Annotated in this window: 12 protein-coding genes; 9 read left to right on the plus strand and 3 right to left on the minus strand. The window is 71.8% G+C overall.

The features are described 5' to 3' along the window. The first annotated feature begins 189 nt into the window (after positions 1–189). The 8 genes from OO69_RS38230 (at position 190) to OO69_RS38265 (ending at position 8,370) form a co-directional block, all read left to right on the plus strand. Positions 190–501 (plus strand): hypothetical protein, encoded by a 312-nt coding sequence (locus OO69_RS38230; protein ID WP_033285529.1) that lies wholly within the window; start codon positions 190–192, stop codon positions 499–501. Positions 502–771: 270 nt separating this feature from the next. Beyond that, entirely contained in the window at positions 772–1,953 is a 1,182-nt protein-coding gene (locus OO69_RS38235; protein ID WP_033285530.1) for an acyl-CoA dehydrogenase family protein, read from the plus strand. Then, a complete protein-coding gene (locus OO69_RS38240) occupies positions 1,950–2,909 on the plus strand; it encodes a bifunctional MaoC family dehydratase N-terminal/OB-fold nucleic acid binding domain-containing protein (protein WP_078652756.1) in 960 nt (319 codons plus the stop codon). The genes OO69_RS38235 and OO69_RS38240 overlap by 4 nt, the downstream gene beginning before the upstream one ends. 1 nt (position 2,910) lies before the next feature. Continuing rightward, positions 2,911–3,999, plus strand: a complete 1,089-nt coding sequence (locus tag OO69_RS38245) for an acyl-CoA dehydrogenase family protein (protein ID WP_033285531.1) — start codon at positions 2,911–2,913, stop codon at positions 3,997–3,999. Then, complete coding sequence (locus tag OO69_RS38250; protein WP_033285532.1) at positions 3,996–4,400, plus strand: MaoC family dehydratase; 405 nt, start codon at positions 3,996–3,998, stop codon at positions 4,398–4,400. The genes OO69_RS38245 and OO69_RS38250 overlap by 4 nt, the downstream gene beginning before the upstream one ends. Further along, positions 4,397–5,575, plus strand: coding sequence for a lipid-transfer protein (locus tag OO69_RS38255; protein WP_033285533.1), 1,179 nt, complete (start codon positions 4,397–4,399; stop codon positions 5,573–5,575). The genes OO69_RS38250 and OO69_RS38255 overlap by 4 nt, the downstream gene beginning before the upstream one ends. Before the next feature lie 268 nt (positions 5,576–5,843). Further along, entirely contained in the window at positions 5,844–6,575 is a 732-nt protein-coding gene (locus OO69_RS53635; protein ID WP_078652757.1) for a SigE family RNA polymerase sigma factor, read from the plus strand. A 115-nt stretch (positions 6,576–6,690) separates the two neighbouring features. Continuing rightward, on the plus strand, positions 6,691–8,370 hold the full coding sequence (locus tag OO69_RS38265; protein WP_199811108.1) for a long-chain fatty acid--CoA ligase: 1,680 nt from the start codon (positions 6,691–6,693) through the stop codon (positions 8,368–8,370). Between the two features lie 118 nt (positions 8,371–8,488). Here OO69_RS38265 and OO69_RS38270 read toward each other — a convergent pair whose 3' ends face one another. Further along, positions 8,489–9,721 (minus strand): MFS transporter, encoded by a 1,233-nt coding sequence (locus OO69_RS38270; RefSeq protein WP_033285535.1) that lies wholly within the window; start codon positions 9,719–9,721, stop codon positions 8,489–8,491. A gap of 152 nt (positions 9,722–9,873) precedes the next feature. On the opposite strand from OO69_RS38270, the gene OO69_RS38275 reads away from it, so the two are divergent. Beyond that, complete coding sequence (locus OO69_RS38275; protein WP_033285536.1) at positions 9,874–10,452, plus strand: TetR family transcriptional regulator; 579 nt, start codon at positions 9,874–9,876, stop codon at positions 10,450–10,452. A gap of 24 nt (positions 10,453–10,476) precedes the next feature. Here OO69_RS38275 and OO69_RS38280 read toward each other — a convergent pair whose 3' ends face one another. Beyond that, on the minus strand, positions 10,477–14,850 hold the full coding sequence (locus OO69_RS38280; protein WP_078652758.1) for a PAS domain-containing protein: 4,374 nt from the start codon (positions 14,848–14,850) through the stop codon (positions 10,477–10,479). 211 nt (positions 14,851–15,061) lie between these two features. Next, on the minus strand, positions 15,062–15,538 hold the full coding sequence (locus tag OO69_RS38285; RefSeq protein WP_033285537.1) for an SSI family serine proteinase inhibitor: 477 nt from the start codon (positions 15,536–15,538) through the stop codon (positions 15,062–15,064). Between the last annotated feature and the right edge of the window lie 93 nt (positions 15,539–15,631).

The raw sequence follows: 15,631 nt of genomic DNA on the forward strand, positions 1-15,631 counted from the left end.
TCACGCTTCAGGGGGAATAACCGCTTCCGATCTGGTTCGCCGGGGATTCGGTGGGCAACTCTGGTTCCGCGACGTCGTGCACAACACCGAGGCGGTTGGCCAACTGCCTTGGCGGAAGCAGTACTTGAAGCCGTAGTTCATGTGCGTTCGGCTACGGAGCCGGTACGCACCCTGTTCTGGAGGAACAACATGGCAAGCATCCGTACCGCCCGCGTCATCGCCGCCGTCTCCGCCCTCCCGCTGGCAGCCGCCCTCTTCACCGGCGTCGCGGCGGCGGACAACGGCGCCATCGCGGGCAACGGATCGAACGCGGGTGTGGCGACCGTCAGCGGCAGCGGGGTCGGGCACGACAACAAGGGCAACTCGTCCACCACACAGCAGCAGGCGGTCGGCTCGGGGGCCTCGAACCAGAGCAACACCGCCCAGGTCAACGGATCCGCGTTCACCGCCATCAACCAGGGAAACTCGAACGTCGCCGTCAACTTCGCCAACTTCTGGTAGCCGCGCCCCACTTCCGCGTGGGGATGCGCGGGGGTGTGTGAGGTGTGCTCTCTGGGGTCGTAACGCGTCTGCGCGGTGGTGCTTCGGCACCGCCGCGCAGGCGTTTTTCGTGCTCCACGCGTGCGTGCCCGCCGGTGGGTCCCTGGTGGGGCGCCTGTAGGGGAACGACCTTGACAGTGCACGGCATCTGACGGACAGTCAGAAACCCTCGTCCGTACGACCAGGACAGCTACGACTACGACGACTACGACGCCCCGGAGGTCCGCCGTCGTGCACCTCGCCCCCACCGAACGCCAGCGGCGGTTGCGCGCCGAACTCCGTGCGTACTTCGCCGCGTTGATGCCGGACGGACCACCCCGCGCGGACGACCCCCAGGGGCAGCGGGCTCTCCTGCGCCGCATCGGAGGCGACGGCTGGCTCGGGCTCGGCTGGCCGGTCGAGTACGGCGGTCGGGGGCGGGGCGCGGACGAGCAGTTCGTGTTCTTCGACGAGGCCTACCGCGCGGGCGCGCCCGTGTCGATGGTCACCCTGAACACCGTCGGACCGACCCTCATGAAGTACGGCAGCGAGGAACAGAAGGCCGCGCTCCTGCCGGGCATCCTGCGCGGGGAACTCGTCTTCGCGATCGGCTACAGCGAACCCTCGGCCGGCACGGACCTCGCGTCCCTGCGCACGCGCGCGGTACGCGACGAGCGGGGCTGGCTGATCGACGGGCAGAAGATCTTCACCTCCAACGCCCACAACGCCGACTGGATCTGGCTCGCCTGCCGCACCGAACCCGAGGCGCCCAAGCACCGCGGCATCTCCATCGTCCTCGTCCCGACCGACGCCCCCGGCTTCTCGTGGACCCCGATCGAGACGGTCGGCGGGCAGCGGACGACGGCCACGTACTACGACGGGGTCCGCGTCCCGGCGGGCAACCTCGTCGGCGCGGAGAACGAGGGCTGGTCCCTCATCACCAACCAGCTCAACCACGAGCGGGTCGCCCTCGCCGCGACCGGAATGCAGGCCGAGGAGTTCTACGCCGCCGTGCTCACCGCCGCCCGCACGCCCGATCCGGTGACGGGGCGGCGCCGGGTTGACGAGCCGTGGGTGCGGTCCCAGCTGGCCGAGGCACATGCCCGGCTGGCGGCAACGCGCCTGCTCAACTGGCGTTTGGTGGGCGATGTCGGGGCGGGCCGGCTGGCGCCCGGCGACGCGAGCGGCGTGAAAGTCGTGGGAACCGAATCGACGGTGGCGGTGTACCGAATATGTCAGCACATCGCCGGGGCGGACGGACCGGCGGGACTGGCAGGGCTGGTGCGTTCGGGCTCGCCGGGCGCGTTCGGGGACGGCGAGCTGGAGCGGTTGAACAGGGCGGCACAGATCAACACGTTCGGGGGCGGGGTGAGCGAGGTGCAGCGGGAGATCGTCGCGACGATGCGGCTCGGGATGACGAGGGGGCGGAGGTGAGCACAGTGGTGGTCGACGAGCTGGGGGCGCGGCTCAAGACGTACGAGGGGCGCCCGGCCGCCGTCGCGGGCAGGGGCAAGGACCCTGTCAACGAGCCGATGATCAGGCACTGGTGCGAGGCGATGGGCGACACCAGTCCCGCGTACACGGGCCCGGACGCGGTCGCCCCGCCCACCATGCTCCAGGCATGGACGATGGGCGGCCTCTCCGGCCACACAGGACGCGCGGGCGCCTACGACGAGCTGTTCGACCTCCTCGACGCGGCGGGCTGCACCTCGGTGGTCGCCACGGACTGCGAGCAGGAGTATCTACGGCCCCTGCGGCCGGGCGACGAGGTCACGTTCGACGCGGTGATCGAGTCGGTGTCGGACCGCAAGACGACGAAGCTGGGCACGGGGTACTTCGTCACGACACGCATGGACGTCCGGGTGGGACCGGACCTCGTCGGCACCCACCGCTTCCGCATCCTCAAGTACGCCCCCGCCCGCCGGAAGGAGGAGGGTAAACGGGAGGAGAAGGGGGCTCGTTCGCGGCGGCCCCGGCCCGTCGTCAACCGGGACAACGCCGGATTCTGGGAGGGCGTGGAGCGCCATCAACTCCTCATCCAGCGCTGCACGAGCTGCGGGACCCTGCGCCACCCCTGGCTGCCGGGCTGCAACGCCTGTGGAGGCCTGGACTGGGACACGGTCGAGGCGAGCGGCGAGGGCACGGTCTACTCGTACGTGGTGATGCACCACCCGCCCTTCCCCGCCTTCGATCCGCCGTACGCGGTCGGACTGATCGAACTCGCCGAGGGCGTGCGGATCGTGAGCAACGTGGTGGGGCTGCCGTTCGACAAGGTCCGCATCGGGCTGCCGGTACGGCTCGAATTCCGGCGGTACGACGACGGTGCGGACGCTCCGTTGGTGCTCCCCGTCTTCCGGGCTCAGGAAGGCCGAGAGGGCGGGGTGGGCTGACATGGACTTCACGCCCACGGAGGAGCAGGCGGCGGCCCGTGATCTGGCCGCCCGGATCTTCGGCGACCTCGCGACACCCGAGCGGCTCACGGCGGCCGGGACGGACAGCGATCCCGAGCTGTGGAAGGCCCTGTGCGCGGCCGGACTGGTCGGCGCCGTCGAGGAGTTGGGCCTGCTCGGCCTCGTACTGCTCCTGGAGGAACAGGGTCGGACGACGGCCCAGGTGCCCTTCGCGTCGACCTGCGTGTACGGGCTGCTGGCGGTGGCGGCCCACGGTTCGCCCGAGCAGCGGGAGCGGTTGTTGCCGGGGATCGGGGACGGGTCGGTGGTGGTGTGCGGGGCGTTTCCGGCGCAGGGGGGTGTACGGGCCTCCGCGCAGGGCGAGTTGAGCGGGGTGGTTCCTGTCGTCCCCTGGCTGCGTGATGCCACGCATGTTCTGGTCGCCGACGACCGGCGCGAGTTGTGGCTGACCCCGGTCACGGATGCCGTGCGCGTCGAGGCGGTCGAGCTGACGGCACCTTGGTCGGCGGGGCGACTGACGCTGGACGGGGCATCGGCGGAATGGCTCGGGGCGGCGGGAGTTCACCTCGGCGCCCAGGGCGAGGAGCCCCTGTCCCGTCCCCCAACTCCCTCCCCCTACACCGACGTCCTGGCCACCGCCCGTACCGCCTTCGCCGGGTTGCAGGCCGGGGTGGGTGCCGGTTCGCTCGCTCGGGCCGTGTCGCATGTGAACACCCGGGAGCAGTTCGGGCGTCCGCTGGCGACGCGGCAGGGGGTTCAACTCCGGGCGGCGGACGCGCACATGGACATCGAGGCGATACGCGTGACGGCGTACGAGGCGGCCTGGCGACGGGACGCGGGGCTGCCGTACGCCACGCACGCGCTGACCGCCGCCTGGTGGGCGTCCGAGGCGGGCCAGCGTGTCGTGCACACGGGGCAGCACCTGCACGGCGGGGCGGGAGCGGACCTGGACCATCCGGTGCACCGGCACTTCCTCTGGGGCCGGCAGTTGGACGCGTATCTGGGCGGCGGGGCTGAAGTGCTGCAAGAACTGGGGGAGTTGATCGTGAGCGAGGAGGTGCGGCCATGAGGCCAGGTGAGGAGTTGCCGCCGCTGGAGATCGAGATCACCCGGACCCTGATCGTCGCCGGTGCCGTTGCCTCCCGGGACTACCAGGACGTGCACCACGACGCGGAGGCGGCACGGCAGAAGGGCTCCCCCGACATCTTCATGAACATCCTGACGACGAACGGACTGGTCGGCCGCTACATCACGGACCACTTCGGACCGGGAGCGGTTCTCCGCAAGGTGGCCATACGGCTCGGTGCGCCCAACTACCCGGGGGACACGATGGTGTTGACGGGGCGGATAGAGGAGACGGACGGCGACACCGCGACCGTGCGCGTGCTCGGGGCGAACGGCATAGGCAGGCATGTGACCGGCACGGTGACGGTGACCGTACCGACCGTGTCGAAGGAGGACGGGACATGAGCACCCGTACCCGCGACACCCTCGGTGGGCAGGCGGCGATCGTCGGGATCGGGGCGACGGAGTTCTCCAAGGACTCGGGGCGCAGTGAGCTGCGGCTGGCGGTGGAGGCGGTGCGGGCCGCGTTGGACGACGCGGGGCTGACGCCGGCGGACGTGGACGGGATGGTCACGTTCACGATGGACACCAACCCGGAGATCACCGTGGCCCAGGCCTGCGGGATCGGTGAGCTGTCCTTCTTCTCCCGGGTCCACTACGGCGGTGGCGCGGCCTGCGCGACCGTGCAGCAGGCGGCGCTGGCGGTGGCGGCGGGGATCGCGGAGGTGGTGGTCTGCTACCGCGCCTTCAACGAGAGGTCGGGGCGCAGATTCGGCTCGGGGGTGACGCACCGGGAGCCGTCGGCGGAGGGCGCGGCGCTCGGCTGGGCGCTGCCGTTCGGGCTGCTCACGCCGGCGTCGTGGGTGGCGATGGCGGCGCAGCGGTATCTGCACACGTACGGCCTCACCCCGGAGGTGTTCGGGCAGGTGGCGGTGGTGGACCGCAAGTACGCGGCGACGAACCCGGCGGCGTACTTCCACGGCAGACCGATCACGCTCGCCGAGCACGCGGCGTCGCGGTGGATCGTGGAGCCGCTGCGGTTGCTGGACTGCTGCCAGGAGACGGACGGGGCCCAGGCGATCGTCGTCACGTCGGTGGAGCGGGCCCGCGACCTGCCGCGTCCGCCCGCCGTCATCGCCGCGGCGGCGCAGGGGGCCGGGCGGGCGCAGGAGCAGATGACCAGTTTCTACCGCGACGATCTGACCGGACTGCCGGAGATGGGTGTGGTCGCGCGGCAGTTGTGGCGGACGGCGGGGCTGGGTCCCCAGGACCTGGACGTGGCGATCTTGTACGACCACTTCACGCCGTTCGTGCTGATGCAGTTGGAGGAGTTCGGGTTCTGCGGGAAGGGGGAGGCGGTGGACTTCGTGGCCGAGGAACGGCTGCCGATCAACACCCATGGGGGACAGCTGGGGGAGGCGTATCTGCACGGGATGAACGGGATCGCAGAGGGCGTCCGCCAGGTGCGGGGCACTGCCGTGAACCAGATACCGGGTGCCGGGCGGGTCCTGGTGACGGCGGGGACGGGGGTGCCGACATCGGGGCTGGTGCTCACGGGCTTCGCGGAGCCTGCGACCTAGGCCGCCTTCGCGGCAGCGTCTGCCGACCTCGCGCCTCCGGAAACCCCGGCCATCGTCACGACCCCAGCCGTCACAACGGGCCGCCCCCACCACCCCCACCGCCCGTACTTCGGACGGGTGAGCCCCCAGGGGTAAACCCGCAGTACATGTCGGCCGCTCGTCCACCTTCAGGAGGTGGAGCCAGCCCCACCCCTACAACCTGAGGCGGAGTCCGCTTCGGGACCTGCGGCCGATCCGCAGGAGTGGGGGTCACTCATAGCGTGGAGCCATGACCACAGCAGTCTGCACCAGCGCGTCGAACGCCGCCGCACGGGCCGCCGCCGGAGCCGCCACCAGGCCTGCCACCCGGCCCGCACCCAGGCCGGCCGCACGGCCTGCCGCGCGGACAGTCACCCGGCCCGCCGCGCGGGCCACGCAGACCCAGGCTCAACCCCCATCCCAACCTCAGTCCCATACCGGGACCCAGACCCAGGACCCTGCCCCGGCTCGGGCCCAGGCGCTCACGTACCCCTCGTTCTCGTCGTACATGAGGGCCAGGCAGCCCGTGCTGCTGCGCACCGCGCGGTCGCTGACCGCGAACGCATGTGACGCCGAGGACCTGTTGCAGACCGCGCTGACCAAGACGTATGTCGCCTGGGAGCGGATCGAGGACCACCGCGCGCTGGACGGTTATGTCCGCCGCGCGCTGCTGAACACGCGGACCTCGCAGTGGCGCAAGCGCAAGGTCGACGAGTTCGCGTGCGACGAGCTGCCCGAGCCGGAGGCGGTCGGCGGCGCGGAGGACCCGGCCGAGCAGCAGGCGCTGCACGACGCGATGTGGCGGGCGATCGCGAAGCTGCCGGAGCGGCAGCGGGCGATGGTCGTCCTCAGGTACTACGAGGACCTCAGCGAGGTCCAGACGGCCGAGGTGCTCGGGGTGTCCGTGGGCACGGTGAAGTCGGCGGTGTCGCGGGCGCTCGGCAAGCTGCGCGAGGACCCGGAGCTGGTTCTCGCCCGCTAGAGGCCGGCCATGGAACCGCCCGCGTGGCAAGGTGACGTGATCGATCACCCGCCCCTAGTGACATACCGTGCGGTATGTGAGCAGAATCAGCGCATCCCTTACTACCGCGTAGGCAATGTCGCCCCGGGAGGACGCCGTGCTGAGCACCATGCAGGACGTACCGCTGCTGATCTCCAGGATCCTGACCCACGGGTCGACGGTCCACGGAACATCGCAGGTGATCAGCTGGACCGGTGAGGGAGAGCCGCAGCGCCGTTCCTTCGCGGAGGTCGGTGCCCGCTCGGCCCAGCTGGCGCACGCGCTGCGCGAGGACCTGGGCGTGGTGGACGGCGAGCGCACGGCCACGCTGATGTGGAACAACGCCGAACACGTCGAGGCCTACTTCGCGATCCCCGCCATGGGCGCGGTGCTCCACACCCTCAACCTCCGCCTTCCTCCAGGCCAGTTGGAGTGGATCGTCAACCACGCGGCGGACCGGGTGGTGATCGTCAACGGTTCGCTGATCCCGCTGCTCGCGCCCCTGCTGCCCGAGCTGCCGACGGTCGAGCACATCGTCGTCTCCGGCCCCGGCGACCGCACGCCCCTCGACGGCGCCCACGCGCGCGTGCACGAGTACGAGGACCTCATCGCCGGCAAGCCGACCACGTACGACTGGCCCGAGCTGGACGAACGCGAGGCCGCCGCGATGTGTTACACCTCCGGCACGACGGGCGACCCCAAGGGGGTCATCTTCAGCCACCGTTCGATCTACCTGCACTCCATGCAGGTCAACATGACCCAGTCGATGGGACTCACCGACCAGGACACCTCTCTCGTCGTCGTGCCCCAATTCCACGTCAACGCATGGGGGTTGCCGCACGCCACCTTCATGACCGGCGTGAACATGCTGATGCCGGACCGCTTCCTGCAGCCCGCCCCGCTCGCCGAGATGATCGAGAGCCAGCGCCCCACGCACGCGGCCGCCGTCCCCACCATCTGGCAGGGCCTGCTCGCCGAACTGACCGCCAAGCCCCGCGATGTCTCGTCCCTCACCCAGGTCACCATCGGCGGTTCGGCCTGCCCGCCCGCGCTCATGGCGGCCTTCGACAAGCTGGGCATGCGGGTCTGCCACGCCTGGGGCATGACGGAGACGTCCCCGCTCGGCACGGTCTCGCGCCCGCCGGCCGAGGCGGTCGGTACGGACCGGGAGTTCGAGTACCGGCTGACGCAGGGCCGCTTCCCGGCGAGCGTCGAGGCCCGCCTCTCCGGTCCCGGCGGCGAACGGCTCCCCTGGGACGGCGAGTCCGCGGGCGAGCTGGAGGTACGCGGCCCGTGGATCGCCGGCGCGTACTACAACGGCCCGGACGCCGAACCCCTGCGCCCCGCCGACAAGTTCAGCGAGGACGGCTGGCTCAAGACGGGTGACGTAGGCACGATCTCGCCCGACGGTTTCCTCACCCTCACCGACCGCGCCAAGGACGTCATCAAGTCCGGCGGCGAGTGGATCTCCTCCGTCGACCTGGAGAACGCCCTGATGTCCCACCCGGACGTCACCGAGGCCGCCGTGGTCGCCGTACCGGACGAGAAGTGGGGCGAACGCCCGCTCGCCACAGTCGTGTTGAAGGAGGGCTCCACCGCCGACTTCGAGTCCCTGCGCGCCTTCCTCGCCTCCGACATCTGCAAGATCGCCAAGTGGCAGCTCCCGGAACGCTGGACGATCATCGAGTCCGTCCCGAAGACGAGCGTCGGCAAGTTCGACAAGAAGGTGCTGCGCAAGCGGTACGCCGCCGGTGACCTGGACGTCACCAAGCTCTGACGCGCACCCGCGATGACGGGTCTTCGAACTGGAGCGGTGCCGCTTCCGTTCGTCCCCGTCGGAGCGCACCCTCCCCGCGGAAGTGTGACACTTTCCCATCGAGTGTCACACTTTCGCGCTATACCCCCCCCGGCGCCGAGCGCCCCACGCACCGCCGCACAGCTGTCGCACCCCACCCGATCACCAGCCACACCCCCGCCACCACACACACCCCGCCCCAGCCCCAGTGGCTGAACGCCGGCCCCGCGAGCGACGAGGCGAGCGCGCCGCCCGTGAAGCCGGCGACGACGTACGCCGTGTTGGCGGTCGCCGGGGTGGAGGTGGTGGTGAGGGCGAGGGTCTGGTTGGCGACGTGGGAGGCGACCAGGGCCGCGTGGATCGCGATCGCGGCGACGAACAGGGCCCACAGGACGTGCCCGCCGAGCCAGAACAGCGGCACGGACACCGCCGCGAGCACATACGCGGACCGTACGACCTTCCCCGCGCCGAACCGGTCGACGAACCCGCCCGCGAGCGGAGCCACCGCGCTGGCCGCCAGCCCGAAGAGCCCGAACAGCCCGGCGGTCGCGGTCGAGAAGCCGTAGGAACCGCTCGTCGTGCCCGTCAGGAGGAGGGCGAGCGTCGTCCAGAGGGCGCTCCACGCACCGAACATCCCCGCCTGCCGCAGGCACGCGCGCCACAGGTCGGGCGAGCTGCGGACCAGGCCGGGCAGGGCGGCGAGGCCGGCGAACAGCGGGCCGGAGCCGCGGCGCTTCTCGGACGGGAGGACGTACGCGGTGGCGAGGCCGAGGAGAAGAGTGAGTCCCGCCGAGCCGATGAACACGACCCGCCAGCCGTAGGCCTGGCCGACCAGGCTGCCCACCACGCGCGCCGCCACGATGCCGGTGAACAGGCCCGCTATGACCGCCGCGACATGGCGGGCGCGGTGGTGGGCGGGGGCGCGTTCGGCGACCAGCGGTACGAGGAGTTGCGGTACGACGGTTGCCGCCGCCGCGACGAACACGGCGACCGCGAGGGCGGCCGTGCCGGGGGCCGCCGCGCCGACGAGCAGGGCCGCCGTCGTGGCCACGGAGAGCGCGGCGACCAGGGGGCGCCGGTTCACGCGGTCGCCGAGCGGGGCGAAGAAGAGGAGGCCGGTGGCGTAGCCGAACTGCGCGACCGACGCGATCCACGCCACGGCGGACGGGGTCGAGCCGAAGTCGTGCGCGATGAGGGGGAGCAGCGGGCCCGCGAGATAGATGTTCGCGGCCGTCACGGCGGTACAGACGGCGATGAGGACGAGGAAGAGGCGGTCGGCGGCCGTGGGGACCGGCCTCGCGACCGACGTCTGCGCGATGGTTGCCGAGGACATGAGCGGTGGCACTCCTTCAGGCCCAGGAATTCACATGCGGGCGGGCTCTAACAACTAACTGGTTGGTTGGCAGCTGGAACAGCATGCGGCGCCCCGTAATTCCCTGTCAACCAAATAGTTGGTTACCGCCGCCCCCCGAGTACCCTGGCCCCATGGGAGTCAGAGACCCCGAGGCCACCAAGGCCCGGATCTTCGAGGCGGCGGTCGCCGAGTTCGCGCGGCACGGCATCGCGGGCGCGCGCATCGACCGCATCGCGTCCGAGGCGAAGGCCAACAAGCAGCTGATCTACGCCTACTTCGGCAACAAGGCGGAACTGTTCACGCAGGTCCTCGGCAGGTCCATGCTCGACCTGGCCGTCCAGCTCCCCGTCGACCCCGACGACATCGAGGGCTGGATCGACCGGCTCATGGACTACCACGCGGCCCACCCCGAAGTCCTGCGCCTCCTCTTCTGGGAGGGCCTGGAGTACGGCACCGCCGAACTGCCCGACGAGGCCGAGCGCCAGCAGCACTACGCGTTCAAGGTCGCCGCGCTCCAGGACGGCCAGGACCGGGGTGTCGTGAGCGACGTGATCCCGGCCCGCGACCTCCTCTTCCTGTTGGTCGCGATGGCCAACTGGGGTGTCGTCGTACCGCAGATGCGCCGCGTCCTGGTGGGCGCGGACGACACCGACCGGGATCGGCTCCGCGAGTCGATCAAGGAGGCGGCACGGCGACTGGTCGCCAAGTAGCCGCCCCCACCGGTCAGTTGAGGGCTAGTTGGTCCCGATCCGCGCCAACAGGTCGACGATCCGCGACTGGACCTCCGTACTCGTCGACCGCTCGGCGAGGAAGAGCACCGTCTCACCCGACGCCAGCCGAGGCAGATCCGCCTGGTCCACCGCGGCCGTGTACACGACGAGCGGGGTGCGGTTGAGCTGCCCGTTCGCGCGCAGCCAGTCGACGATCCCGGCCCGCCGCTTGTGCACCTGCAACAGGTCCATGACCACCAGATTCGGCCGCAGCTGCCCCGCCAACGTCACCGCGTCGGCATCGCTCGCGGCCCGGGCCACCTGCATCCCGCGCCGCTCCAGCGTCGCCGTCAGCGCCAGCGCGATCTCCGCGTGCTCCTCGATCAGCAGCACCCGCGGCGGATGCTGCTCACTGTCCCGCGGCGCGAGCGCCTTCAGCAGAACGGCGGGATCGGCACCGTAGGCCGCCTCACGCGTGGCCTGCCCCAGCCCGGCCGTGACCAGCACCGGCACCTCGGCGGCCACCGCCGCCTGCCGCAACGACTGGAGTGCGGTCCGCGTGATCGGCCCGGTCAACGGGTCCACGAACAGCGCCGCCGGGAACGCGGCGATCTGCGCGTCGACCTCCTCGCGCGAATGCACGATGACGGGCCGGTACCCGCGGTCGCTCAGCGCCTGCGTCGTCGTCACGTCCGGCGCGGGCCACACGAGCAGCCGACGCGGATTGTCGAGCGGCTCGGGCGGCAACTCGTCGTCGAGCGGCTGCGGCCTGGGCGTATCCGCGATCTCAACGGCACCGCCCGGCCCGTCCAACGGCTCCGGCCCCTCGGCCGCGTTCTCGTCCGGTGCCCCTATGGCGTACGACCGTCCGGCGCCCTCGGTCATCTGCGCGAGCCGGGACTGCCCGGCCATGGAGGGCTGAGCCCGCTCACTCTGCTCGGCCACCCCGGCGGCGGTTTCGGGCCGAGTCCCCAACTTCCGTCGCCGACCGCCCGATTGATGCGGCGGAGGCGTAGGCGTGGCGACGGGCACCTGCACCTGAGCGGCCTGCCGCGTGAACGGCACCCCCTGCCCCAACGTCCGCACACTGATCGCCCGCCCCTGAGTGGAGTTGGGGTCAATGGGCGCGGCGGCTTCAGCGGGAAGCGGCTGAGCGGCACGCGCCTGCGCGGGTACGGGAGTCCCAGGTGCGGGCGTGTTCGGCTGCGGGTTCGGGGCCGCGTTCGGCGCTACGGCGGTCTCGGCGCCGTTCGCCGCTACGGGTGCCGGAGCCGCGGCGGGCAGCGCCTGCGGCGGCACCGGCTCACCGGACTGCCCCTGAACGGGGGCGACTTGACCGGGAATGCCGTGCGGGGAGACGGGTTGCCCCTGGTTCCCCTGAGCCGGAAGCCCTTGCGCGGGCACGGCCTGACCAGGAATCCCCTGCGGCGGAATCGGCTGACCGGGGGCTGCCTGCCCCGGGATCCCCTGAGGCGAGACAGGCTGGCCGGGATGCCCCTGCCCCTGGATCCCCTGCGGCGCAACCGGCTGCCCGGGGTTCCCCTGAGCCGGAATCCCCTGCCCGGGAACCGCCTCGGCCGGCAACGGCTGCCCCACCGGAGCCTGCCCCGGGCCGGGAAGCCCCTGCGCGGGGGCAAGCTGCACAGCGGCACCGGGCTGCCCAACTCCCGCCTGCGCCAAACCCTGTTGCTGCCCGGCACCGACCCGAGCCGGAACCCCCTGCCCGGCCGTCCCCTGCGCCGGAACCACCGCACCGGGTTGCCCCTGCCCCTGCACCTCGACACCGGCCTGAACCGGGGCCCCGGCCTGCACGGGCACCGACTCCCCACCCTGCGCCTGCTGTTGAGGCTGCGGCTGAGCAACAGCCCGACGCCGCCGCCCAGTTGGCGCGCTCGCGGGATGAGGCTGAGGCGGAGTGTGATCGTCACCCTGATCGACCGGAACGGCATCGTGCCGCCCGTCATCACCGGGATGCCCACCAGGAACACCCCCGGGAACCTGCCCGGGCGCAACCGGAACCCCCGGAGCCTGCGCAACTCCCGGCGCCTGCGCGGCCGTAGCCGCAGAAACGTCCGGCGTCCGATCGGCCTCGGCCGGCGGCAACGCGAACACGGTCCGCGCCCCCGCCTCCTGCGCGGCGGCCCGCTCGGCCGCGGCAGCCAGGGCCCGCCGCCGACGCCCGGTCGGCTGCCCGTCCTCGCCACCGGAGTTGTCAGCACCACCGGAGTCATCGGCGGAGCCGCCCGCGGGCAACGCGGCGGCCGGCAACGCCTGCCGCTCACCACCCACAGGCACACCGCGAGGCGACACGGTGCCACCCAGCCCCGTACCCGAGGCCGCGGTCCCGGCGGCATGCTCCGCCGCCGTCATCACAGCGCCCTCGGAGACACCCCCGGACACACCTTCAGAGTCGTCCCCGGCCGCACCCTCGGCCGCCCGCCCACGCCGCCGCCCGGTACCGCTGGACGCCCCGTCACCGCCGGCCTCCGCAGCGGCCGACTCATCGCCCGCCCGCCTCCTGCGCCGCCCGGTAGGCACCGCGGCTTCACCACCGGAGCCACCGGAGCCGCCGGAGCCACCAGCACCACCCGTGTCATCGGCCCCCGGCACCTCGCTCTCCAGGAACGCGTCCACGGAGGACCGCCGGGCCCGCCGCCGCCCGTTGCTGCCCGACGCGGGCTCGGCCAGGGCGAGTTCGGCGCCGCCACCGGTAGCGGCCGGAGCCGCGACGGCACCGGCCCCGCCCCCGATGGGCACCTCCAGCACATACGCGCTGCCGCTCATCCCGGGTACGTCATGCGTCTGCAGCACCCCACCGTGCGCCCGCACGATCCCCCGCACGATCGGCTCGTGCACCGGGTCTCCCCCGGCGTACGGCCCGCGCACCTCGATCCGTACGACCTCACCGCGCTGCGCCGCCGCCACGACGACCGTGTTGTCCATGTAACCGCCCGCCGACACAGGCGAGTTGCCGGTCGCGTCGACCCCCGCGACATCCGCGACGAGATGCGCGAGCGCGGTCGCGAGGAGCACCGGGTCGACCTCGGCCTCGATGGGCGGCGCGTGCACGGCGAACTGCACCCGCCCGGGCCCGATCAGTTCTACGGCCCCGTCGACACCGGCCGCGACCACCGCGTCCAGCATCACCTTCGTACGGTTGAGCTCCCCGTCGCCGGTCTCCAGCCGCTGGTACCCGAGCACGTTGTCGATGAGCTGCGTGATGCGCGAGTACCCGGCCGACAGATGATGGAGAACCTGATTCGCCTCGGGCCACAACTGCCCCGCGTCATCGGCGGCCAACGCGGCCAGTTCGCGGCGCAGTTCGTCGAGAGGTCCGCGCAACGACCGTCCGAGCAGCGTGAGAAGTTGCTCGTGCCGTCCGGCCAGCTCCTCGAACCGGTCCTTCTCCCGCTCCCCGAGCGCGGCGTACCGCTCCTCGTTCGCGGCGAGTTCCTCCTCGTGCCGTTCCTGAAGCTCTTCCAGCTCGGTGATGTGCTTCTGGCGCAGCGAGGTCAGCTCGGAGGCGTGCTCCTCGTCGAGCCGCTCCAGCTCGTCCCGGTGCAGCTTGTCGGCGGCGTCCTTCTCCTCGGCGAGCGAGTCGTAGGGCCTCCGGTCGGTGAACGTCATCACGGCGCCGACGAGTTGATCGCCGTCGCGCACGGGCGCGGTGGTGAGGTCGACGGAGACCCGGTCCCCGTTCTTCGCGAACAGCACCTGCCCGCGCACCCGGTGCTTGCGCCCGGACCGCAGGGTGTCGGCGAGCGGCGACTCCGCGTACGGGAAGGGCGACCCGTCCGCCCGCGAGTGCAGGACGAGGGTGTGCAGTTCCTTGCCGCCCAGGTCGCTGGCGCGGTACCCGAGGATCTGCGCGGCGGCCGGATTGACGAGCACGACCCGCCCGTCCGTGTCCGTTCCTACGACGCCCTCGGCGGCCGCGCGCAGGATCATCTCGGTCTGCCGCTGCGAACGGGCCAGCTCGGCCTCGGTGTCCACGGTCCCGGAGAGGTCGCGCACGACGAGCATCAGGAGCTCGTCGGAGGTGTAGCCGTAGCCGTCGTAGGCCTGCTGGCCGTCTTCGAGGTTGGCGCTGGTGACCTCGACGGGGAACTCGGAGCCGTCGGTGCGGCGGGCGGTCATGCGGGTGGGCTTGGTCCGGCCGCGGGGGTCCATCGAGTCGGGGCGGCGCATGGAACCCGGGATGAGCCGGGAGTCGAACTCCGGCAGCAGGTCCAGCAGTCCGCGCCCGACGAGCGCGGTGCCCGGCGCCTCGAAGGCCTCCAGCGCGATGGTGTTCGCGTTGACGACGGTCCCGTTGGCGTTGACCAGGACCAACGCGTCCGGGAGCGCGTCGAGTATGGCTGCGAGGCGAGCAGCGCCTCGGGATGGCCTGCTGCTCACGAGACGCTTCCTCCCTGTTACCGCACCTTGCCGACCGCGGAGGCCATCTTGCCAACCTGCCCGCGACGTGTCACGCGAGGGAGTCTAAGGGCAGTCCTTGTGCTCGCGGAGTGAGATGAGAGGGAGGTCGCACGGTGAAGTGACGTAGAACGTGTGACCGAGCGCTAACCGGCCACCGTTCCCCGGTGTCTTCAGCGGCCTCCGCCTGTCCCTAGCGGCGGGCGCCGAGGTCGGGCAGCAGCGGGACCATCGCGTTCCAGCGGGAGATCTCGCAGCCGTTGCCGCGGTCGTACGTCGCGTCGACCGGGCGGCCGGCCCAGGTGCCGGTGACATGGGCGGTGGCGGGGCCGCCGTAGATCATCGTGCACATGCTGTCCGGGGGCACCGGGGCGAAGGGGTCCTTCCCCCACTGGGTGTTGCGGCCGACGGCCTCGCAGGCGCCGGTCACGTCCGGGTGGGTGCCGCCGCCGGGGTGGCAGTACAGGTCGTGCGTGCCGTCGGCCGCGGTGCCCGTGTGCCGGACGGTGACGGTGAGGTGGTCGCCGCCGGAGCGGTCCTCGTCGCGGACGGGCGGTGGCGCGAGGGTGCGGAGGGTGCCGGGGGACGCGGTGGCGGGCACGGCGGCCAGCGAGCCGACGGTGGCGGCGGACGCGGCGGCGATCACGAGGAGACGGTTGACCTGCAACATGACCTGACTAACGCCCGCAGCCCCCGGATGTTGCGGACACGGCGGCCGGCATCAACGGCTTTGCCCTGCGGGCCGCCTGCCTAGTACCGTGGG

It is taken from the genome of Streptomyces sp. NRRL F-525, from assembly GCF_000716605.1.
Lineage (GTDB): Bacteria > Actinomycetota > Actinomycetes > Streptomycetales > Streptomycetaceae > Streptomyces.